Raw genomic sequence first — 21,559 nt, 5'->3', positions numbered from 1 at the left:
AAAAAAAGTAAGCTATGCTGCTTATAAATATGAAGTTACAGGAAGTGTATACCATGAAAGAATCATATAAATTGATTGATCTCTTTGCAGGCGCAGGGGGACTTAGTAACGGATTCGAACAAACTAAGAGGTTTGAAGTAGTTGGCGCTGTTGAAATAAATGAAGCTGCCCGTAAAACTTTTGAACATAATCATAGAAGTGATCTTATTCTTAAGGCAGAAGAAAATGGAGAAAGTGACATAACTAAGATGGACTTTAAATTCATAAGTTCTACTTTAAATTTAAATCCGTTGCAAACTGTAATTGTAGGCGGACCTCCTTGCCAAGGATTTTCCAATGCGAATCGGCAAAAAAATTATTTGATTTCAGGGAATAACCAATTGGTAAAAGAATTTGTAAGGGCTATTGATGAAATTAAGCCTATTGGTTTTGTTATGGAAAATGTAAAAACAATGAAATCAAAAACCCATAAATTTTTTGTGACTGAAGATAACTCACAAACAGTTGATTATAGTTCATTAGACCATCTCCAAAAAATTTCAGGAGATGATGTAATATATTCAGAAGACCGTATAGATTTAATTGTTACAAGTACTTTGTCTAAGAATCTAGTTACTGCCTACGATTCATTAAAAGAAGTCCCTTCACCTATCATAGCCGATAAAGATTTACTTACAAGGTTACGAACGTTACAGCGTAGATTTCAGAAGTATAGAAGTATTACACTCAAAAGCAATCAAGAAAAACTTGAGGTCGAGAGAATATTGGCTGTGTTAGAAAATTATAACTCTCAAGATATTTTTATCGAAAACACTGTTAATAACTTAAAAATATTGTTAGATAATATATTAATGGGGTCAATAACATCTGAACCATTAACAACTCATCTATCTACATTTAATGAATATAATCGATTCTTAACACGATGCAAAGAATTAAAAGACGAAAAAATTAAATGTATTAAACTCGAAACTAAATCTGAGAGTAATGGAGATATAAAAGTTGAGGCAGTAGTATATTCATATAATGTTGTAACTTATTTAAAGAAAGTATTTAAACACCTAGGATATAGACTGGATTCAGAAGTACTAGATGCATCTCTTTACGGTGTTCCCCAGAGAAGAAAGAGATTTATCATGATGGGTGTTAGAAACAAAATTACTGAAGTAAAACTTCCTAAGCAAACTTCCAATAACCTATTTACTGTAAAAGATGCAATTAATGATTTAGAAAATATTGAACCTCAGCAGGAATTCGATAATTATAATAAGAACATCTATATTGACTTACCGGAAGCATCTTCACTAGTTAAGGATTACTTTAGAAAAGGTATTACTGAAAATTTCTTGTTTAATCATGTTAATACGAATAGCTCCCCACTTATAAAAAAAAGATTCGAAGAGATCCGAAAAACAAATGGAAAGAACTTTCACAGCTTATCAGAAGAATTAAAGTCTAGTTACGGAGATGCATCAAGAACACAAAATACCGTGTACTTAAGACTCAATTATGATGAACCTTCCCCTACTGTGGTGAATGTCCGTAAATCTATGTGGCAGCATCCAACAAAAGCAAGAGCTCTGAGTATAAGGGAAGCAGCCCGTCTTCAGTCATTTAAGGATTCATTCGAGTTTCATGGAAGAAAGGATGAACAATATCAACAAGTAGGTAATGCTGTTCCCCCCTTATTGGCAAAGGCTATAGCAGAAAAGCTAGTTGAATATTTAGATGAAATTCAAGAAATAGACAGCTCCAAATAGGAGCCTGTCTTTTTTTATTCCGTAATTTAACATAACAAAATATAGCAATTTATACTACAATAGCAATATAAGTACATAGTCGGAATGTGTTGAATAAAATAAGTTATTTTTGTAAGGAGATAGATATGCAAACAATTTTAACTCAACCCTCAGCTGGTCCCGTAATAAATGCCTTACGGGCATTAGGTTATAATGCTAGAACAGCTATTGCTGATATTGTAGATAATTCAATAGACGCTAAAGCGTCACTAATAGATATGAATTTTGATTATAACTATGGAAATGGTTATATAGAGATTAAAGATAATGGAACAGGCATGAACTTGGAAGAGATACAAATTGCCATGTCAATTGGCTCTAAAGACCCCCGCCACCAACGGAAAAACAAAGAGTTAGGCAGATTTGGAATGGGGCTTAAAACTGCTGCTTTTTCATTAGGGAAACGGCTAAGTGTGATTAGCAAACAAGGTGAATCCTTAGTTGAAAGGTGCTGGGACTTAGACCACGTATCAGAGACGAATAACTGGGAATTATTCACCAGCATACCTGAAGAAGTAAAAAGCCTTATGTCTGATATAGATAATACATCAGGCACAATAGTCTTTATAGACAAACTTGACAGGTTTATGAGGGCTGGAGAAGCCCCCATACTGCCGGACAGTTTTAATAGAAAAATTGATAGAATATACAAACATACTTCTTTCGTCTTTCACAGCATACTTTCTGGAGAAATAAGCATGAGGATTAATGGTAACTCAGTTGAAGCTTGGGATCCTTTTTTAACCACTCACGACTTTACTAATCCATTAAGACCAAGAGTACTTAAGGATACATCGGGATTAATTAATGTAAGTACATATATACTGCCGCATGCCTCTTATTTAAATCAAACGGAATACAAAAATGCCGGAGGGGTAAAAGGCTGGAATGACCATCAGGGATTCTATATTTATAGAGAAAATAGACTGCTTCACTTCGGAAACTGGCTCGACCTATTTCCAAAAGATCAAGCTTCACAATTGGCAAGAGTAAGAATTGATATTACAAATAAATCAGATGAAATATGGCAGGTAGACATAAAAAAATCAACAGTAAATCCCCCGGATTTCATCAAGAATCAATTAAAAGCAATTGCAAAAGAAGCGCGGGAAATTTCTAAACAAGTATTCTATTTTAGAACTCAAAGTAATTCAGGTGACACTACAATCCGCAGTAATGTAAATACTTGGCAGCAAGAGAATATAGAGAATGGTACGGCTTTCAAGCTGAATCGTTCTCACCCCCTACTTCAAAAGATAATGAAGAATACTTCTGATGAAAATCTTAAAGATTTAAAAATGTTTCTAAAACTAGTTGAACTTGGTTCTCCCGCGAATATTGTCATCGTACCTAAAGTCGAAGAAGAACTTATGCAGCCAATTACTGACAGCGATAAAGAACTAATTATACAACTGGCAGGTATGTATGAACAGCTGGTAGACTCAAACGATGCTAATGAATTGATTAATATTATCTTAATGACACCTTCTATGGAACGATTTAACCGTTTTACCATTAAGTCTGTATTAGAGGAGCGAAATCATGTTAAATCAACTTAAAGAAGAGTATTTTAATAAATTTAAAGCTCAATATAACTTATTAAAATCACTTGATGCGAAATCCCCTAAACAAGAATTATATGAAAAAACCTGTACAATTATGGATACAATTTTCTCATCAGGGGTTGAAAAGCGTATTCTTGAAAACTGGAAACTTGAACTTCAAAAAAAATTTGGAGACGGAGGTATAGTTTATACATCCTCCCCTCTTGTACTCAGAATAAAGGATCCTAAAGGTTGGTACACACCTGGAAAAGGTAATAGATTTTTCTGGCAAAGGTATCAACAATTTTTGGTGCAAAAAAAAAATTGGGAACAAAATGTAATTGATGTTATAGATGAAACTACGGATGAAGTTTTAAAGTCCTTGGGCAATCCAAAAGCAACTGATCCATTCGACGTCCGTGGTTTAGTCCTTGGATATGTCCAATCAGGAAAAACAGCGAACTTTACGGGTCTTTTAAATAAGGCTTTTGATGAAGGATATAAAATTGCAATCGTTCTATCAGGTATTCATAACGATTTAAGAGCACAGACACAGCTCAGATTGGAAGATGAAGTTATTGGACAATCCAATAAGGGAGTCGGATCAATCGTCAAAAATGATAAGTTGCATTTTATTCAGTCCCTCACTACTGTAAATGAAGATATTACGGGAATACCATTAAATCTTTCATATAATTTAAGCGGAAGCAGAACTCTTTTAGTCGTCAAAAAGAATAAAGATGTACTAGAACACTTAATAAAACTCCTCACTAATTTAATTAAACAGGCTGGTGATTCTAATATCCCAGTAATTATTATCGATGATGAGGCGGATCAAGCTTCGATCGATACCAGTGATAAGAAAAAAGGGGAAGATCCTAAAACGATTAATCGATTGATTCGAGAAACCCTTATGTTGTTTAATCAAAAGGCTTATGTAGGTTATACTGCAACCCCTTTTGCCAACCTGTTAATCGGCGCGCACAATGAAACCCAAGCTGAAGGACAGGATTTATATCCTAAAGATTTTTTAGTTGGACTTCCAAAACCTGATGCTTACTGCGGTCCTGATGAGTTCTTTAATGCTGCTGAAAATGCAGACGATAAAAGACCCTCTTTAATTATTGATATTGGAGAAGACGATGAGAATTTATTTAAGAGTATAAAGAAGAAGGACGAACATTATAAAGTGGATAGTGTTCCTCCAAAATTAAAGGAAGCGCTACTCTCATTTCTAATTGCCGTTTCAGTCAGGAACTTGCGAGGGGATGAAAACGAACATAATTCAATGCTGATACATACTTCGAGATTTACGCTTGTCCAAAAGTCTCTTAAAGAGGTAGTAAAAGAAGAATTTGAAAACATCGTAAATAATGTTAGGTATGACACATCTAGTTCAGATGTACAACAGATAAAAAATCTTTATCATAATGAATTTGTACAAAAAACAAAAAAATGGAATCAAGCGACGGGTACGAAATACGATACTTTTGAGTGGGAAGATGTCTTTCAAGTGATGAAAAAAACAGCATCAAAAATTAATGTGATGGAATTAAATGGGGACAGCGAGGATGCATTAGAATATCACAAGTACAAAGAAGAAGGATTGAATGTTATCGCAGTAGGCGGTGACAAATTATCCAGAGGTCTCACTCTAGAAGGTCTATCTATCAGTTACTATTACCGCAACACATTAATGTACGATACTCTGATGCAAATGGGACGCTGGTTTGGATATAGAAAATTATACTTGGATCTGTGCAGAATTTACACTTCTGATGATATTGCATCTAATTTTGAACATTTAGCCATTGCGATGCATCAACTAAGAGAAGAATTTGACAAGATGAAGAACAAAAAATTATCTCCCAGCGATTATGCAGTTAGAATGTTAGCACACCCTAAAATGATGTTAACAAGTAACTTAAAAATGAAGAATGTAAGAGCAGCTTATCAGAATTATAGTGGCCAACTTCATCAGACAAGATTATTATCAAAGGAAAAATCCTCCTTTATAAATAATATGAATACGACAGTCGAACTAATAAATAGAGTTTATCCCAAAATAAAAATACAAGAAGTTGAAGAGAAAAAAACAAAAACAAAATATCATGTGGCTTCTGATGTCGAAGTAAATGATGTCATTGAGTTTTTAAGAAACTATAAGACATATGATGGCTCAACAAAATCTTCCTCTGAAAGTATTATTGAGTACATCAAACTATTAAATTCTGAAGAATACAATGATTTAAAATCATGGAAAGTCGTTATCGTAGAGGGTATCCCAACCAAAGAGGTTGACAATCAAAAAGTAAGTCTCGGCCCGCTTTCACTCTCATATACCGTCACACGTGGCGCAAGTGCAGACAAAATACCTAATGACCGGGTGGATGTGAAAGCCATTGTAGCTGCTAAGCAAAAATACTTTGACGAAAAGAAAAAAAGCGGCAGTATTTCTAAGCCTAAACTATTTATTTATCCGTTAAATCCTCATGCTAATGTGTTTAAAAATGTTCAAAGTGTAGGATTCAACGATCACTTAGTGCCTATAGCATTTGCTGTTGCTTTTCCTTCTACAGACCATAAGATAAGCGATCAAGTATATTTAAAAAATAAAACCATTTATGAAAAGAGTGAACTTCAATGAATGCTGAAGTTATAGATACATTTAAGAACATTTTTTCCCAAATAATAAAAAGTGATGATAAATCAGAGCTAGTCCCGATGGTACCTTTATTTCAAGATGACATAATTGCTTTCTGCGGTATCGATCATGCATCAGAGAACCGATACTTTTTCATAGAAATACCAGACGGTCCATGGGAAGACGATCAAATGAAAGCTTTACCAAAATGGCATGGTTTGAATATAAAAATGGAGCATCATGATTCATTTGGTCCCTTGAAAGACCGTTACTTCATTGAATTTATTCAAGCTGATTCAGAAACTGGGGATTTATTTGAAACTATCATGCAAAATTTGTTTGATCATATCGTAACCCAAGAAGCAGATGAACCTCTTTTTACCGTTATCTTTAAAGTTCTGGAGAAATGGAAAAGTTTTTTTAAACGCGGCGGGTTTAAAAAGTTAAATGAAGATCAGCAAAGGGGTTTATTTGGAGAACTTTGGTTTATGAAAAGATGGATTGAAACTAATCCAGAGACACCCCCTCTTCTACTTAAAGGCTGGGGCGGTCCTCTAAGTGAGAGAGTAGACTTTACAACTAATAAACACGGTGTTGAAATTAAGACTGTTAAAGACCAGATTAATAAGAAGATTCGTATATCAAACGAAAAACAATTAAATATCACTGAGGCAGTTCCAAAAATATATTTATATGTTTGCTATTTAGAAGTCAGCCGCAGCATAGGGCTTACCCTTCAAGACTTAGCAGATGAACTTAGGGAGCATTTTCGAAGGTTCTCCCTTCAACTCTCACTTAAATTTGACGACCTTTTAAGAAGTTCCGGTTTTGATGACGATGAATATACTGATCTTTATATGAATGTTTTAAAAGAAGAAACTTATGAAGTAGACTCACAGTTTCCAAGGATACCGGCAGATTCATTATCCAATGGAATATCTCATATTTCATACTCAATTGATTTAACTCATTGTGAGTCTTCAAAAATTGGATCAGAAACAATATTTAAAATAGCAGGACGGTGAGTAATTTGAAAATAAAGCATGAGCTTCAATCTTTTTATAACGATTTCATGAAAGATTTACAAACTGAAACATTAAAAATGTCACCGTTTGAAGCCTTTCTAGAAGAGTACGTAAAATATATGGATTTCCCTTCTTCTCCTATTTATGTTGAATTCTACAGACCCAATCTCAATGTACAAGTAGATGCATACTCATATGAAGAAGATGAAAAAGAATTGAACTTATATATTATTGATTTTGATGAATTTATGGATCAGCCCGACGAAATCACGATGACAGCCTTAAAAGAATTAGCAAATAAAGCTAAGAGATTTTTTACTCAATATAATACTCTTCCTATTGATCCATCTCATGATATTAATGACCTTCTCTCACTTCTAAAGAATGAAGAAAGTGTTATTGAACATTTAAACATTACTGTTTTAACGAATAAATATTATAGAACCAATAAGCAAATCGAACTTACTATTTCAAAAAACATCCAGGTGGATGTAGAGATATGGGATATAGATAGATTGTTTCAGATAGTCTCGTCTGAACAAGAATCATCAACGATATTCATTAATTTCCAAGATGAATTTAATCAATCTTTTGAACTAATGAAAGTACCTCAGCCCAAAAGTCTAATTGAAACTCAAGACACTTTTGATTGTTATATAGGATTTATTTCAGCAGAATTACTAGCAAAAGCTTATGATAAATGGGGACCTAAACTAGTTGAAAGGAATGTCAGATCCTTTTTACAAGCGAGAGGTGCTACAAATAAAGGTATCAGAGATACCTTAAAAAATGAAAGCGAGAAAGACTTATTCATAGTCTACAACAACGGAATTTCAAGCGTTGCTCGATCTGGTAATTTAACACCCTCTTCTAACGGATCCCATGTTTTTAATATCGAAACGTTAGAAGGCTGGCAAATAGTTAACGGCGGACAAACAACCGCTTCAATCCATAAAGCATATAGGGACGGTGTAGATTTAAGTGAAGTATTTGTCCAAACAAAATTAACCATTCTTCATACAGCTGACAGCGACAGTTCTATGTTAGCTGAAGAAGAAATGGTAGCTAAAATTTCTAAATACGCCAATACGCAAAATAAAATTAATCAATCAGATTTACTAGCAAATACAAAATTCATGTCTTCTCTTGAACATTACTCAAGAACTGTTTGGATCCCTTCACAAGACAAGAGAAAAGCTGAATCCAAATGGTACTTTGAAAGAGCACGCGGTCAATATATGGTAGATTTAAACCGTAGAAAACGAGGAAAAGAACAAACTGAATTCAAAAAAGAATTCCCTAAGGAATTACTTTTAAATAAAGTAGACCTGGCGAAGAACTTTATGTCTTGGGAAGGCTTCCCTCACGTTTCAAGTAAAGGTGGAGAAGAAGCATTCAAGAAGTTTATGGAGCAGAATAAGTCTTACTGGAAATACGAAAAAAACAGTGAGAATCAACTTAAAGACCTAGAGGAATTTACTTCTACTATGTATAAAAGGCTCATTGCAAGAGTTATTATTAACAGAAAAGTTCAGGATGTTGTGAATACATTAGGGTTAAAGGGCTATAAGGCTAACGTTGTCTATTACTCTACAGCAATGTTAAATAAATTATATGGCGACTCTATTAACCTAGAGGAAGTTTGGAACAATCAGTCTCTATCAGATAAATGGGATAACGTTATTAAGGAAATTGCACAAACAACTTTAGAGTTTCTAAGAAACTCTGCTGGTGAACAAAATGTTACTCAGTGGGCGAAGAGGGAACAGTGCTGGAAAGAGTTTGTTAGTGAATGTGAAAAACAGCTAAAATACATTGTTTAGAATATAAAAGAAGGTAAAGTTATATATGCTAACTTTATCTTCTTTTTCTATCTATCTTATTCCGTAGTGCGGTCCCTTAAACACTTCCCTAACATGCCAATGCAAAAATGAACTATCCGGATGATAGTACGCCTGAATCGGATCCCTAACCCTCTGCCCATTAAACCTTAGCAGCCACTCTTCAAACCCATGAGTCCCATGTTCATCCTGAGACACAACCAACTTACGCTCATGCGTCAACGTGAACACTCCCCTGTCAAAGAGCTTATGATGCAGCGAACATAAGGCAATCCCGTTTTCTTCGGTATCCGGTCCACCGGCTTGATGCCACTTGATGTGGGCTGCTTCAACTCCGACAAGAGCGTGGGCGAGCCTAACATTGAAACCGCATACCGCACAGCTGTACCCATAAGACCTGAGGATCTTCTCCCTGAATTTGGGATCTCTTTTCTTTTTTGTATAAATTGTAAAATCCAGTCCAACCGCATCCAGTATGTCCTGTTGGATTGTTTCTGGAAAATGACTATCCAATATAATATGGGCAATCTCTTGGACGAGTCTGGGGTCATTTTTTAGGAGTTGATAAACTTCCGGGGTGAATCCCCCTGCAACTTCATCGGCAAGTAATTGACGATTACTTGGACTCTTTGCATTCGCATCATTATCCAGAAGCCAAAACCCGTCTCTTCTCAAACGCACAAAAGGTTCTTCAGGATGATAGGATTTCCTGAGAGGGCCAAATTCCATGAGCAGCTCTGTCAGCTTCTCCCTTGTAACTTCATAACTTATGAATCTGGGTTTGTCCGCTTGAAGCTGTCCCAATGCGAATAAAATTAATAACGGCTTATGAGGGGCTCTCTGATCCCCTTTCTTCCATATGGACAGATTGTTGATTCTATCTTTTAATTCAAAGCTGTTCATTAGTTTCCACCTTGCTTAGAGATTTATCTTTTCCTATATATTAGATCGGATACACATTCAATTGAATCAATCCTCTACCTCAATCAAAAACACCTTCTCCTGAAATGCGCCACGCTTCACAGACTTATCTTTTCGCACAGCTTCCACTTCTTCTATAGAAGATCCATGCTGCTTAGCCAAAGCCCTGATAACCTCTAACAGATCAGCAAGCTCTTCCACTGCTTCTCCATCCGTTCCAGACGCCCAGTACTCATCCAGTTCCTCATAAGCTTTTTCTTTTAAATACTTTATGTAGTCTTCATCGTTAAGGATCTTTGCTGAATACTTCTTACCTTTACTTTCAATGATTTGTGGGATATTATCCCTGACTAACTTGTTGTATGCCGGCATGTTGGTGATCTCCTATTGATTGTATTATCTATACTTAAAAATTGTATTAGAGATGATTATCAAGCAAGGAAAGCCACTTTGAAAGTGGCCCTCTCCCCTATTGTATGAATAGTTCAGAGTGCTTCTGCTATAAATTTATTTACTCTTTTCATTCGATTTATCTCTCTTAAAACACCTTTCATTTCCCTGTTTCTCTTAAAGACACCCTCTATTAGTATAGCCGTTCTGTAACAGCCCTCCACATCCAAACATTTCTCATCGGTATGTTCATTAAAGTAACCTGCAGATAAATTCACACTTTCAATACCATGCATTGCCCAAACTCGTGTATCGCTACTGCCCCCTGGAGTTATCTTCCAGCCGTTTAAGCATTCACTCGTTGCCACATCTTCAAAGAAACTCCCATATAGGGGATGACAAAATGGGATATATCCACCACAAGAAGTAACGATATCTCCCGTTCCACGGCGATCAACCACAATAGCTGCATCCGTCTTCCAAATGAAGTAATCATCAACCTCATTTGCTCCCACCAGTCCGCATTCCTCTTCCACTGTGAAGATGAATTTCACCTTCCCATTAAAGGTTGTAGACAGATGCAGGGATTCAGCAATATGAAGGAGTACGGCCACTCCTGCACGGTCATCAGCCCCTAATATCCCCTTATTGCTGGACCAGACCTTCCCCTCTTTAATAATTTCGCGGTCTTCCTCAATTTCATATACCGTATCTAAATGTGCATTCAATAGGATGACAGGTCCATGCCCGGTTTTATAAGTCTTCTCAGCCAGAATATTACCTGTTCGGTCGATGGTGAGATGATCGACGAGGGGCATTAGTTTCTCTACTACATAGTCTCTGACCTTCCCTTCATTACCGCTTGCACCTGGAATCATGAGAAGTTCCTCCAATTGATGCTGAAACATCTTTTCTCTTATGAATGCTTCTCCCTTACTTACCCAATCTGCTTTGACGAGGCTGAGCTTTTCTGCCAGATCTAGGAGATGGTTACGCTTTAAATGAAGTGTTATATGGTTACTATTCTTCTTTTCTCTGGAATAAACTTTTTTGATTCCTAGTGCCAATAACAATCTTACTAGCTCATCAAGGTTCCTTTCCTTTGTAACTATGACATGTGCAGGTCTTCTTTCATGGCCGTCACAGGAGCCCTCTGTGTGAAAGCCGAGTCGATTCAGCTGTCGTACGATACCGCTGATATACGTATCAAGCTCAGCTACTTTCGGCTGTTCTATACCGGGGCGGAACCAAAGGCCTTCTCCATGTCCACGTCCTTTATAATCAACAGCCTTTAGCCACTCCTCTTCAAGTACCACTTCACTAAACAGTATCAATCTTCCTTTATTGATGGTATGGTCCACACCAGCAGCATTTAAACTTTTGATAAGAAACTCAACATTTGCTTCCGTTTCTCGGCTGCAATCAAAGATATTTCCTTCCACTTCATCCAATAACCATCCCTGTCTGACAAATAACTGATTCCACGTTTTTTTCATCTCATCATCTCCCCTTCGTTTGTACACCAATTATCTCAAAGGGGCGATGACAGACCTGTCATCAAATTAGAACAGTTCATCGGTACGACTTAAAATCATAAATGGATATTTTTCATTATAGTAATATCCCGTTTTTTTTTGAATTTTTTATTTATTAGCACCTCAGCTTCTATTCCGACTTCTTTCAAGTGTTCCCTCAACCTTTGTACATTTTTAACATAGGTATTTGTAGGAATGTCTCCATTTACATTCGCATTCAAAAACGAATCATAAAATGTATGTTTAGTTAAGGGGTTGCTCTCATTACTATTCAACAAAAAGGTTCGTAACATCTCCGCGTGTTTTTTAGATAGGCTCTTTTCTCTCTCGTTAAAGATAACAGAGTCCTTCCTCCCGCTTGAATCAATAATAATTGTATTCTCTGTGTAAAATGCCCCTTCACAATCGTCTCTGTTGCAATATGTTGACCCTTCATTAGTTATCTTCACATATGAATGATTTTCAAGATATTTCTCGTTTTTTCTAATCAACTCATAAAAAGGGGAAATTTCATATTTTGTAGGAATTGATATTTCTCCAAATTCATTTAATCCTTCTATTCCTTTTTGAGCTTTCTCTGCAATAAAAAGTCCACAATTCGCCAAAAACAAATGACAATTATAAACCTGTTGCTTATTTAATTTGTATTGAACATCTTGAACCTCTTCCTGATAAGTGAGTGCATCTTGAAAGTGGATCAGAGCCTTTAGAAAATTATTTTTATAAGCCAAAAAACCTAATCTATAATGTACAATGGGTAACCTTTTATCAATTTTAATTGCATCTTCTAAACTATCTTTTGCCGTTTTTTCATTTTTATATTCACTTGTCTTCAAGAATGTGCCGTACTCAATTAAATGAAAAATTAGATTCCTTTTCACTTTTTCCAGACTCGGTAAATACTCTCCTGTCTTATCTACCCGGATTTGCTTATACAAATTCTTATATAGCGCGATTATTTCATAGTATGATGGGTCATCGGCTGAAGCTATTTCTAATCTTAGAATTTCTTCCCTATCTAGGAGTTCATCAATAGATAATTTTTTATGCCTCATCTCATCCATATCCCCTTACTTTTTATGTGATTGCTTTATCGAAGTACTGAGTGCTTTTCCCTACTAACCACTGTTCATCCACTTTCCTGTGCTCCAATCCCTCTACATATTCTATCTCGGCTCTCTGTAAACCTGTTTGCCAGCAAACCACTATGCTACCGCTTTCAACAGATATAATTCCTCTTTCATATAAAGTATCACACCCAAACAAGCACACCGGCATCACGATGTTAGGGTCCTTTCTTTCTTCATCTGTACAATGACTTCTTTTTTTCTTATGAGCAGCTACCAATGAACCGGTCGTAAATAACCTTCCACAAATAGCACAACATGTAGCATCTTTCCCTTTAAATAGCCAATCTCGTAAGATAGCTTGTTCATTCCTTAGTTTAACCTCTCTGGAAGTATCCGTACTTCCTATCAACTGGCTTAATCTGTCGCGATACTTTTTATACCGGACTTCTTCTTGAGTATTATCATATTCAGGGGTAAACCTTAAAATAAGAATAAACTTATAATTCCTCCTGCCCCCGCTCTTATCTACATAAAGAAAGGAACAATGATAAACCTTCTGAGTGATACTTGCATCACTGAATCCCTTCTTTGTGAGATAAGCGTTTATTTCAGAAAAAGTGGCTGATATCTTCTTTTCCTCAGAAAAATAATTTAAAATTTCTTTCTCGATATCTCGGAGTTCTCTTTTATCAACATTTAAAAGAGCATATTCCCCATCTGACGTAACAAATTTTGATTGAATAAGATAACTTTTTATCATTTCAACACTAGGTATAGCCTTTTGAAGTGTCCTTTTATTTATTTCTGAATGGATGGTTTGGGCTAGAATGTCTATTTTTACTTGATTTGTTATATTCCTTATTTTACCTAACGTATTAATCAGGACATTAGCACGATCCTCAAATAGGTACCACATATCCCCCTCGCTATCGTTGATTGTACACACATTTTTGGAAGAGGTTATCACCTTTTTATAAAACTCTGCCTTTTCACCTTGAAGCCATTCATTTCTTGCTACGACCTCTGAATACCTAACCAAACCATGAAGACCTGGAAATGTCTTGATGCTACCTATTTTGGTTGTTAACTCTGTCTCATGTCCCTTTTTAACAAGAAGTAGCTCCTGCTTACTGACAAAATCACTTTCAGACGCTCTTTCTATGTTTAGATTAAAGAGGCTATATTCATTACAGAGGTTGAATTTGTGGAGTAGACTTAAAAGCCCTTTGGGATTCACTTGGTTATCTAGAAAGTTTTTATTTATGAGTGTTTGGAGTAATTCTTTGATAAGTATTGCTTCCTCTTGTTTAATAATATTCTCTATATCCTGTAGAATTTCCAAGTTACCACTTGCAACCTTGTCAATAAATCTTGTTGATATAATTTGTCCTACTCTTTGTCTTCTCACTCCATACTCTTCTGCGATAGATTGATAGGTTGGGTTGGGTTCTTTACCAAATCCAAAATAAGTGAGAACGATGTTTATGTCCCTTTCTAATGAATCAATATTTCTTATGTTTCCTTTTCTCATTACTTCTTTAATAATTGTCTGTAACATACAGCGCCATCCCCTTATAGATTAATAATATTAGTATAAACAACTCTCAATGACACCATTGTCACTGGTTTGTTTGAATACTTGAGGAAGGGTCGTATTTGTTCTCTTACGCCAAGATTTAAAATAGTGGGTGTGAATAACTATAGGGACGGGTCCCACAACTTATTATTTTTCTAGCCTAGTACCTATATTCCGCTTTCCCCTCAGCAACCATACTTCCACTTCTAAAAAACTCATTCCCACCATACTCCCGACTACTCTCCTCAAACCGCTCCCTAAAATACTGTCCAAGCTCAGGATCCGTACAATACACATAACACCCCTTCTGCCCACGAGTCATCAACGTCCGGTACGTATTCCGTATAATCTCATCCGCTGCCTTCTCGGCTCTATCCGGATCTTCCTTCAGCATTTTCTTAATGCCCTTCAGAGAAGAATCGGTCTTGGCTCTTTCGGTATGATCTGTGATGACCTGCCCATTTTCATATCTCATGTCATCCCCTATGATCACCCCTACGTATTCAAACTCCAGCCCCTGACATGTATGGATGCAGCCGGCTTCTTTAACAGAATCGACATCAATGGCCCAGGTGGCTGAATTATCGAGGTTCCAGCTCATCTTGAAGTCGTATTCATCAAGAACAATGTCATGATAGTCCGTATTGCTCTTCCCCTCTTTGTCCCAGTTCCAACAGTAGCCTGCAACCATTCGGGATTTGTTGTTGGCATTTTTTCTCTCAATTTCGTTTCTCAGTTCATTCGGATCGTTGAAGACCCTGAAATCATACTGACTGCCAATATAATTGGCATTTGCTGTTGTTCTAATCTGTAGAACATCATCTAGCCACGCTAAGTAACCATCGGAGCCACTGCAGCGAAATTGAGATTCGAGATTCATGATCGTGAGCGGTGCATTGTTTTCTTTGGCAAATCGTTCAATTTCTTTAAGACTTCCATGATCCTTTAACGTGACGCGCAGTCTTTCATCAATGAAGAAGATGGAGAGCTTTGATGCTTCAATGATTTCCTTTGTTTGAGTTTTACCTAGGTGTTGAAACATCCCGGACTTCAGATTCAGTCGGTGGGCTTCATCCACGATTAGCGCATCAAACTCATCCCTGGGAGCATCGAAGTAGCTTCCGGATCCTTTAAACAAATTATCAATATGTCCCTTCTTGAAATCTTTTTTCAGTTTGGTAGAGTAAATGTTTCGAGGTGCTGCGTTCTTCGTAACATACTGACAGACCATGCTTAGGTTGGTTAGGTGGACCAGTAAGTTGATTGCGAGAACCGATTTACCTGTACCGGGACCACCTTGGATGACCAGTACCTGCTTTGTATTTGTGCGAAGAGCTTCTTTTGCCAAATGAATGACTTCCTCATACACCACTTTTTGATCATCAATCATGACAAACTCGTCGTTCCCCTTTAGCATTTGATTCAACGAATCCTGAAGTGACTTCGATGGACGGATGCGACCATTCTCTATTTTATAGAGGTTCTCCTTGTTATCCCCAACCTGAATATAACGCTTAATAAAGCCCCGAAGCTTCTTAGCCTGACCCTTCACAAAGACTGGCGCCTGTTCTATATAATAATCATAGACCGGGTCTGTCAGGGGATCCCCCTCCCCCTGATTTAAGTAATTATGTAAATACGCACAAGGATACAGCTCCATCTGGGCGTTTTGGGCATTCTCATTGTAATCCTTGATGAGAGATGCATACGACCAAGCCTGATAGGATGGGTGAGTCGTCTCCACCAGACCGCGATTCATCGCTGTCTTTACAATCGCTTCCTTCCCCCTGATCACCTCAACAGACTCCCACTGCTTCAGCTCCACTATCACAATGGAATTCTTCTCCCCATCTCTCCCAGAGATCAGAAAATCCACCCGGCGCGACGTATGAGGAATCTTAAACTCAATCGCCACCCCAGCATCACCAGGAATCTCTTGATCACTAAGCACACGAAACATGTACTGCATCGAATTATCCCAAGAGCGAACCTCCCGCTCATTGATCTTGCCAATCTTCGACGTGTAATTACTGCATATATTATTAACCAATTCATCATGAAAAACGTCTTCAAGAAACTCTTGTTTAGTAGCTTCATATACGATCATTATCGTCAGCCTTTCGTCTAACAGTATATTCCTATTATTTAGTTAAATTTGGGATTTAGCAAGGGGAGGTCGGGATTCTACGTCCTTTATTTTTAACTTCCAAAAAGCTGTACATGCAGCAAAAATAAATCATAAAAATTATCCATTAATTGTAATAAGTTGACGACCTGTCCGTTCCACACCATTTTTCACAATTTGATAATGGTTGTAAAAGGGGTTAAACCATTGACAGAGCGGGAATTATACGGCAAATATTTAGCTATTTTATTACGATTAAGAAGAGACGAATTGGGCTATACTCAGGCAGAACTAGAAGAGAAAGCAGGACTTGCCCGGACCACGATAAGTATGATTGAACGCGGTAAACGAATTCCTGAATCCTATACCCTATCAAAGATTGCGATGGCTTTGGGAATCAGCGTAGATCGTTTAAATGAAGAAGTCTGGGAGAGTGTGAGGGAACATAGAAACAGTGATTCTTCCACTTAAGTAAATTCAATACTCCTATTTAAGCAGAGGTGATTGAAATCAAAAAGATGGAAATGGTTTTATTCAAAGATAAGCAGGTTTATAATTTTATGATTGTTGGGTTTGATGAGAAGAACGCCTATGGGGAAATCTATTTGACGGAAAATGATTGTAAGACTTCTATATTTAGAGGGTCTGATGTGAAGGAAGTTATTAGGCTGGCTAAAAAAGAAAGCTGTGGCTTACGGGGATAAGTTGCAGCTTTCTTTTTTCATTTCTAGCGACTTTTATTATTTAAAGTCCTTTAACATCCAGATCAAGTTCTTCTCCTGCATTACAGCCCAAAAATCCTATGCGATTTCTTTACAAAAGTAGAGTGGGAACCGTCCCCGTTTAACCCAATTAGTTAAAAAAGAAAACAAAATAACTGAAAAGATTGATGAAATGGTCCGCAATATCAATTTCACCAAAGTAAAAACAGAATATGATTGGACCACCTATACGACCACTCTTGAGAATACTTCTGGAGCTGACTTAGAGAGCTTTAATATTGATATTAACTTCTTTGACGCAGAGGGAGTGATAATCGGTACTGCTTTCGCTTACCATGAAAATACATGGAAATCCGGCCAAAAAGTATTATTCGAATTTGAAACAGATATTCAAGATTTCGAGAAAATGGAATGGGAAGCAGATTATTATATTGCAGAGTCAGAGTAAGTCATTTATTAGGCATTCTCCTTGGGAGGATGTCTTTTTTTCTTTAGGCGGCGACTTCCCTACCCCCACTCCAATTTAATGGGGGAAGCACAGGGACGGTTCTCCTGCTTCCAAATCTGCAGAAAAAGAAGCATGGGGATCGTTTCCGTGCTTTCAATCTAGTAGTATATATAATCTTCTTCTTTTATAAAAAATAGGCAGAAGATACATAAGCGACAACGATAGAAAGGCTTATGTATAAGGAAAACATTATAATCTTTTTATCCGTGATTTTTTTGATAGCTAAAGTTAATAATAGCAGGCATAGAAGGGCAGGGCCTGCAATATTCACATAATAGGCGAATTCAGTCTCATGTCCATATTTTATGAAGTAAAAGGCTTGAAACCCTGCCCAAAAAAATAACAAACTACCTATTAGGTTTTCTACCATGCTTGTTTTCCCCATTTTCCCTTTCACTGAAATACCTCCTTAAGAAAGCCAGGGAAAAAGAATCCCTTTGCCTACTTCCAATCCCCACCATGCCTCACCCTATACAAAATAGAAGCAAAAACATTAGCCAGAAAAAATAACGGATTCCCCTGCATATTACCATGAAGGCTTAACTCTCCTGCGTTCATGCCATCATACATCTCTCCCTGTTTCTTCCCTTTTAAACGGTTCTTCTCCTCTTCAGCTTTTAAAGCGATCAAGAAGCGATATTGCATAGGTAAGATCAACAGGGAAATCAACACATATAAACCGAAAACAGCTAGAAAGATATACAATTCCATTTTGACTGCCTCCTCAAGTGGACCACTGTTTTTATTCCTTATATATGTATACGTTTAACTGAATTGGAAAGTTTCGTTAATGGCGGTCTTTTGTCGTGTAGTTAATTTGAGGGGGAGCACGGGGACGGTTCTCCCGCTTCCACCTCATATAAAAAGAAACACGAGAACTGGCCCTGTGCTTTCATGGGTGCTCTAAGCAGACAAAAGATGAGCCCATTTATGTCACAATTGAATGGGACGATCTAGAAGAGTCACTTACGTTAACTTTTGTATAATAAAGAAAAAGGTATGAACAGACGTCTGCTCATACTTTTTCCTTTTTCATGCATTTTCCCCATAGTCAAAACAAGTTACACATACAAGTCTTACCAGAATCAATGTTGATGGAGAAACAGGAGTACGGTATGATGTGGATTTGGTACATGGAGAAGGTGGTTTCACAAGCCTTAGTTACTACTTCTGGTGAATATAGCCACTTAGAATGGAGATCTAGAGATATTACTTTTGGATTTAGTATATATGAGTGCAGGCTTTGTAACTAACGCAGAAAAAGCTTCTCCCGCTTACTAACATTTCATAAGGGAGAGATATCAAATGACAAAAAATTTCTTATCAGGAGCATTCGTGTTTATCCTTGGACTATTCATTGTGATAGTGGTAAGTACAGCATCTTCTACCCCTGAACAATCTTATCAGATGGGTATGGTAGCTGCGATTTTATATCTTGCATCTGTCCTTTACGTTTCCTTGAAACAAAGGAAATAATATCACTTGAATAAGCTCCTTCAAAAATGGGTGCCTGGTCTTCGTGGCGAAAGTCTATAACGTAAGAAGTATCAGGCACCCTATGGTTAACCTTCCCTTTTACTACGGATCCAACCCCTCCTTATACCTTCCTCTGATACGCCATCACCACAATACCTAGAGAAAGCACAAATATCGCCACATAATTAACCGCAATGGGAACAGTCGGCTCCTCCATGAACATCCCTGCCATCCCGAGACTTGAGAAAATCACCATCAGCAAGCATAAGAAACGAATCATTTTCATAGAATACCTCCTTTTACCTCTCTGTTGTATCGAAAAAAGGGAATGACGGTTCGAGAGCAGTGAGACAATAGGCTAGTATATAACTAGACTTTAATTTGGATATTTTTGTATGATTGGTGTATGTACACGGGGAAAAGTTCTCGTGCTTCCAAATAAAAAGGAGAATCTCATGCTCTTCACACTCCCCATGATCATTGAGTTCATGAAGTATGTATTGATTGCCATTTTACTTACACAACTAGGTTTCGGTTTTTCGATTTTATTATTAGGGAACACCATGGTGGATTTCTACAGAGTCTCCATTTATGAAAACCCCGAAAATCCCATTATGAAAATGAGTAACTTTTTTCAGAAGACCACCATAGGGTTATGCTATTTCATTTACACCAAACTCTCAAAATTCAATTGGATTCTGAAAAAAGGTCTATTACTCGGATGTTTAGTCATCCAGGCAATCGTATCGATCATACTGTATGAAATTATACTGAGATGATACAAAAAAATTGAATAACTTAGGAGAGATAAGGATGATCTTTTTATGCATGGGGTATTTCAACTCTGAAAAAATGGATGCACGTCCAAGTGCGGAGATTGAGGCTGTGATGGCTGAATGCCAGCCGTACACGGAGAAATTTTACGAAAGTGGGAAGGTGCTGCTTGATGCAGGTCTGGAGTCAGAGATCAAAAACTTGCGCCGTGTGGACGGGAAGGTCATGGTAACAGATGGTCCGTTTACCGAATCCAAAGAGCTGATCGGCAGCATATTCATTTTTGAAGCAAAGAACATGGATGAGGCAATCGAGCTCGCCTCTATTCATCCGACCACGCAATTAAATATAGGAGAAGAGTTTGGGTGGCGCATCGAGATTCGTCCTGTTCATTACTTTAAAAATGATAAGTGAGTTAGCATAAAATCAATTAGAAGAAGCAAGGGGACGGTTCTGATGGAAGACGCCATAGGATCGAAGCTACAGGGTCTGGTCCCCCCGGCTCTAAAAAAATGAAGCAAGAGGATTGCCCCCTTGCTTCAATCAAAAATATTAGCTTTCTAATTCCTTCTTCACTGTTTCCAGCGTCTTATTTTTGTATTTCATTTTTGCTCTCGGTGCACTTGGGTCGGTAGGATTTTGTAGGCCATAGTTTGTTTCTATGAATGTGAAATCGTTCATATCAACAATACCGTCAAAGTTGATATCCGCATCACGGTGATCCGTTCCCCAGTATGTTTGCATATAGATGGCGTCCAAGATATCAATGACCTGGTCACCGTTGACATCTCCTGCTATCATCTGAGGAAAGCCTTCGGTGTCAAATTCGCCTCGTATCTTCTCCCCGATTTGCTTAAAGACCGTGAATGGGTTGCTATATTTAAAGTGCCCTGGTACATGGATGGAGTAGGTGAATTCTTCGTCTGTAATCGGCAATTTAACATAAAGTCTTGGATATTCAGCAATGCCGTTATTCTCCATCACAATCGTTCCGTTGTATTGATGGTTGGAATCATCTGTTGCATACCCATCAATCCCTGCTTTGGTAAAATCATTCCCAAACGGAATCCCTTCAGCAAAAATAGGAACTTTCATCTGTGAAAAGGACGGGTCAACATAAGATTCCACCGCTAAACTAGGAAGAGAAACTTCAGAGCCCTCGTCATTCGTATAGGCAGAATTTATATTTTGTAATTGTAAAACACCCTCATAGTATTTTTCATCTTTCACTTTCACTTTTACATTCACAGCCGGGGTGGTGCCGGTTAGACCCTCTGGATTGTTTATATCCAAATGAATGGTTTGTTTTTCACCAACGCCACCAATCCCAACACGATAAAAACCAGGAACCCCAAGAACCCCATTCCAGCTAACGCATCAAACATGGAAACCCTCTCCTTATTATTCATTTGACCATCAGATAAACGAATTGATTATTTACATATTTAGGATATAACAGAACCCCTTTGAAAATTTGCTCAGGTGAAATGAAAAAAAGAGGAATAGTCTTAGAGGGTAAATAACGACTTGGTCAAATGTCCAGATTAGCGTAAAATGATATCCTTGATGAAGTCGTTGCGAAGCGAATACGGAAGTCCGCTAGTACAAA

General features: G+C 37.3%; 21 protein-coding genes. 11 read left to right on the top strand and 10 right to left on the bottom strand.

The features are described 5' to 3' along the window. The first annotated feature begins 53 nt into the window (after window positions 1–53). From ACCB35_RS03940 to ACCB35_RS03920, 5 genes are all read left to right on the top strand, one after another. Entirely contained in the window at window positions 54–1,760 is a 1,707-nt protein-coding gene (locus ACCB35_RS03940; protein WP_374055831.1) for a DNA cytosine methyltransferase, read from the top strand. Between the two features lie 125 nt (window positions 1,761–1,885). Then, a complete protein-coding gene (locus tag ACCB35_RS03935) occupies window positions 1,886–3,358 on the top strand; it encodes an ATP-binding protein (protein WP_374055830.1) in 1,473 nt (490 codons plus the stop codon). Continuing rightward, window positions 3,342–5,990 carry a Z1 domain-containing protein gene (locus tag ACCB35_RS03930; RefSeq protein WP_374055829.1) on the top strand — a complete coding sequence of 883 codons (2,649 nt, stop codon included), beginning with the start codon at window positions 3,342–3,344 and terminating at the stop codon, window positions 5,988–5,990. The genes ACCB35_RS03935 and ACCB35_RS03930 overlap by 17 nt, the downstream gene beginning before the upstream one ends. After that, on the top strand, window positions 5,987–7,012 hold the full coding sequence (locus ACCB35_RS03925; RefSeq protein ID WP_374055828.1) for a PD-(D/E)XK motif protein: 1,026 nt from the start codon (window positions 5,987–5,989) through the stop codon (window positions 7,010–7,012). The genes ACCB35_RS03930 and ACCB35_RS03925 overlap by 4 nt, the downstream gene beginning before the upstream one ends. After that, complete coding sequence (locus tag ACCB35_RS03920) at window positions 7,009–8,835, top strand: AIPR family protein (protein WP_374055827.1); 1,827 nt, start codon at window positions 7,009–7,011, stop codon at window positions 8,833–8,835. Before ACCB35_RS03925 ends, ACCB35_RS03920 begins: the two co-directional genes overlap by 4 nt. Window positions 8,836–8,886: 51 nt before the next feature. Here ACCB35_RS03920 and ACCB35_RS03915 read toward each other — a convergent pair whose 3' ends face one another. The 6 genes from ACCB35_RS03915 to ACCB35_RS03890 all read right to left on the bottom strand — a co-directional run bounded on the left by ACCB35_RS03915 (window position 8,887) and on the right by ACCB35_RS03890 (window position 16,452). Then, complete coding sequence (locus ACCB35_RS03915; RefSeq protein WP_374055826.1) at window positions 8,887–9,756, bottom strand: phosphorothioated DNA-binding restriction endonuclease; 870 nt, start codon at window positions 9,754–9,756, stop codon at window positions 8,887–8,889. A 66-nt stretch (window positions 9,757–9,822) separates the two neighbouring features. Continuing rightward, the gene (locus ACCB35_RS03910) at window positions 9,823–10,146 is read right to left on the bottom strand and encodes a phosphoribosyl-ATP pyrophosphohydrolase (RefSeq protein WP_374055825.1); all 324 of its coding nucleotides are present in this window, start codon (window positions 10,144–10,146) and stop codon (window positions 9,823–9,825) included. A gap of 113 nt (window positions 10,147–10,259) precedes the next feature. Then, a complete protein-coding gene (locus ACCB35_RS03905) occupies window positions 10,260–11,660 on the bottom strand; it encodes a M20/M25/M40 family metallo-hydrolase (protein WP_374055824.1) in 1,401 nt (466 codons plus the stop codon). A 95-nt stretch (window positions 11,661–11,755) separates the two neighbouring features. Continuing rightward, window positions 11,756–12,754 (bottom strand): hypothetical protein, encoded by a 999-nt coding sequence (locus tag ACCB35_RS03900; protein WP_374055823.1) that lies wholly within the window; start codon window positions 12,752–12,754, stop codon window positions 11,756–11,758. Window positions 12,755–12,776: 22 nt separating this feature from the next. Continuing rightward, window positions 12,777–14,327 carry a hypothetical protein gene (locus tag ACCB35_RS03895; RefSeq protein ID WP_374055822.1) on the bottom strand — a complete coding sequence of 517 codons (1,551 nt, stop codon included), beginning with the start codon at window positions 14,325–14,327 and terminating at the stop codon, window positions 12,777–12,779. Window positions 14,328–14,505: 178 nt separating this feature from the next. Beyond that, the gene (locus ACCB35_RS03890) at window positions 14,506–16,452 is read right to left on the bottom strand and encodes a DNA/RNA helicase domain-containing protein (RefSeq protein ID WP_374055821.1); all 1,947 of its coding nucleotides are present in this window, start codon (window positions 16,450–16,452) and stop codon (window positions 14,506–14,508) included. A 225-nt stretch (window positions 16,453–16,677) separates the two neighbouring features. Here ACCB35_RS03890 and ACCB35_RS03885 point away from each other — a divergent pair, with 225 nt between their 5' ends. The 3 genes from ACCB35_RS03885 (at window position 16,678) to ACCB35_RS03875 (ending at window position 17,640) form a co-directional block, all read left to right on the top strand. Next, window positions 16,678–16,941 (top strand): helix-turn-helix transcriptional regulator, encoded by a 264-nt coding sequence (locus ACCB35_RS03885; protein ID WP_374055820.1) that lies wholly within the window; start codon window positions 16,678–16,680, stop codon window positions 16,939–16,941. Between the two features lie 53 nt (window positions 16,942–16,994). Continuing rightward, entirely contained in the window at window positions 16,995–17,174 is a 180-nt protein-coding gene (locus tag ACCB35_RS03880) for a hypothetical protein (RefSeq protein WP_374055819.1), read from the top strand. Between the two features lie 190 nt (window positions 17,175–17,364). Beyond that, window positions 17,365–17,640 carry an FxLYD domain-containing protein gene (locus tag ACCB35_RS03875; RefSeq protein WP_374055818.1) on the top strand — a complete coding sequence of 92 codons (276 nt, stop codon included), beginning with the start codon at window positions 17,365–17,367 and terminating at the stop codon, window positions 17,638–17,640. 184 nt (window positions 17,641–17,824) lie between these two features. On the opposite strand, the gene ACCB35_RS03870 is transcribed toward ACCB35_RS03875, so the two are convergent. Both ACCB35_RS03870 and ACCB35_RS03865 read right to left on the bottom strand, forming a co-directional pair. Further along, a complete protein-coding gene (locus tag ACCB35_RS03870) occupies window positions 17,825–18,097 on the bottom strand; it encodes a hypothetical protein (RefSeq protein ID WP_374055817.1) in 273 nt (90 codons plus the stop codon). A gap of 44 nt (window positions 18,098–18,141) precedes the next feature. Further along, a complete protein-coding gene (locus ACCB35_RS03865; protein WP_374055816.1) occupies window positions 18,142–18,411 on the bottom strand; it encodes a DUF3949 domain-containing protein in 270 nt (89 codons plus the stop codon). 594 nt (window positions 18,412–19,005) lie between these two features. Here ACCB35_RS03865 and ACCB35_RS03860 point away from each other — a divergent pair. Next, on the top strand, window positions 19,006–19,176 hold the full coding sequence (locus ACCB35_RS03860) for a hypothetical protein (protein ID WP_374055815.1): 171 nt from the start codon (window positions 19,006–19,008) through the stop codon (window positions 19,174–19,176). Between the two features lie 121 nt (window positions 19,177–19,297). On the opposite strand, the gene ACCB35_RS03855 is transcribed toward ACCB35_RS03860, so the two are convergent. Beyond that, window positions 19,298–19,462, bottom strand: a complete 165-nt coding sequence (locus ACCB35_RS03855; protein WP_374055814.1) for a hypothetical protein — start codon at window positions 19,460–19,462, stop codon at window positions 19,298–19,300. 109 nt (window positions 19,463–19,571) lie between these two features. Here ACCB35_RS03855 and ACCB35_RS03850 point away from each other — a divergent pair, with 109 nt between their 5' ends. Both ACCB35_RS03850 and ACCB35_RS03845 read left to right on the top strand, forming a co-directional pair. Further along, on the top strand, window positions 19,572–19,955 hold the full coding sequence (locus ACCB35_RS03850) for a hypothetical protein (protein ID WP_374055813.1): 384 nt from the start codon (window positions 19,572–19,574) through the stop codon (window positions 19,953–19,955). A 34-nt stretch (window positions 19,956–19,989) separates the two neighbouring features. Then, window positions 19,990–20,364 carry a YciI family protein gene (locus tag ACCB35_RS03845; RefSeq protein ID WP_374055812.1) on the top strand — a complete coding sequence of 125 codons (375 nt, stop codon included), beginning with the start codon at window positions 19,990–19,992 and terminating at the stop codon, window positions 20,362–20,364. A 138-nt stretch (window positions 20,365–20,502) separates the two neighbouring features. Here ACCB35_RS03845 and ACCB35_RS03840 read toward each other — a convergent pair whose 3' ends face one another. Next, a complete protein-coding gene (locus ACCB35_RS03840) occupies window positions 20,503–21,198 on the bottom strand; it encodes a dockerin type I domain-containing protein (RefSeq protein WP_374055811.1) in 696 nt (231 codons plus the stop codon). Window positions 21,199–21,559 lie beyond the last annotated feature (361 nt).

It is taken from the genome of Rossellomorea sp. FM04394 (assembly GCF_041889765.1).
GTDB lineage: Bacteria > Bacillota > Bacilli > Bacillales > Bacillaceae_B > Rossellomorea > Rossellomorea aquimaris_B.
Note: the sequence above shows the minus strand (reverse complement) of the source record. Positions and strands in the feature narration are given on the sequence as shown.

Coding starts and splice junctions, on each gene's coding strand:
- ACCB35_RS03940 (WP_374055831.1), top strand. CDS start 54: ATGAAAGAATCATATAAATTGATTGATCTCTTTGCAGGCGCAGGGGGA.
- ACCB35_RS03935 (WP_374055830.1), top strand. CDS start 1,886: ATGCAAACAATTTTAACTCAACCCTCAGCTGGTCCCGTAATAAATGCC.
- ACCB35_RS03930 (WP_374055829.1), top strand. CDS start 3,342: ATGTTAAATCAACTTAAAGAAGAGTATTTTAATAAATTTAAAGCTCAA.
- ACCB35_RS03925 (WP_374055828.1), top strand. CDS start 5,987: ATGAATGCTGAAGTTATAGATACATTTAAGAACATTTTTTCCCAAATA.
- ACCB35_RS03915 (WP_374055826.1), bottom strand. CDS start 9,756: ATGAACAGCTTTGAATTAAAAGATAGAATCAACAATCTGTCCATATGG.
- ACCB35_RS03910 (WP_374055825.1), bottom strand. CDS start 10,146: ATGCCGGCATACAACAAGTTAGTCAGGGATAATATCCCACAAATCATT.
- ACCB35_RS03905 (WP_374055824.1), bottom strand. CDS start 11,660: ATGAAAAAAACGTGGAATCAGTTATTTGTCAGACAGGGATGGTTATTG.
- ACCB35_RS03900 (WP_374055823.1), bottom strand. CDS start 12,754: ATGAGGCATAAAAAATTATCTATTGATGAACTCCTAGATAGGGAAGAA.
- ACCB35_RS03895 (WP_374055822.1), bottom strand. CDS start 14,327: ATGTTACAGACAATTATTAAAGAAGTAATGAGAAAAGGAAACATAAGA.
- ACCB35_RS03890 (WP_374055821.1), bottom strand. CDS start 16,452: ATGATCGTATATGAAGCTACTAAACAAGAGTTTCTTGAAGACGTTTTT.
- ACCB35_RS03880 (WP_374055819.1), top strand. CDS start 16,995: ATGGTTTTATTCAAAGATAAGCAGGTTTATAATTTTATGATTGTTGGG.
- ACCB35_RS03875 (WP_374055818.1), top strand. CDS start 17,365: ATGGTCCGCAATATCAATTTCACCAAAGTAAAAACAGAATATGATTGG.
- ACCB35_RS03865 (WP_374055816.1), bottom strand. CDS start 18,411: ATGGAATTGTATATCTTTCTAGCTGTTTTCGGTTTATATGTGTTGATT.
- ACCB35_RS03860 (WP_374055815.1), top strand. CDS start 19,006: ATGACAAAAAATTTCTTATCAGGAGCATTCGTGTTTATCCTTGGACTA.
- ACCB35_RS03855 (WP_374055814.1), bottom strand. CDS start 19,462: ATGAAAATGATTCGTTTCTTATGCTTGCTGATGGTGATTTTCTCAAGT.
- ACCB35_RS03850 (WP_374055813.1), top strand. CDS start 19,572: ATGATTGGTGTATGTACACGGGGAAAAGTTCTCGTGCTTCCAAATAAA.
- ACCB35_RS03845 (WP_374055812.1), top strand. CDS start 19,990: ATGATCTTTTTATGCATGGGGTATTTCAACTCTGAAAAAATGGATGCA.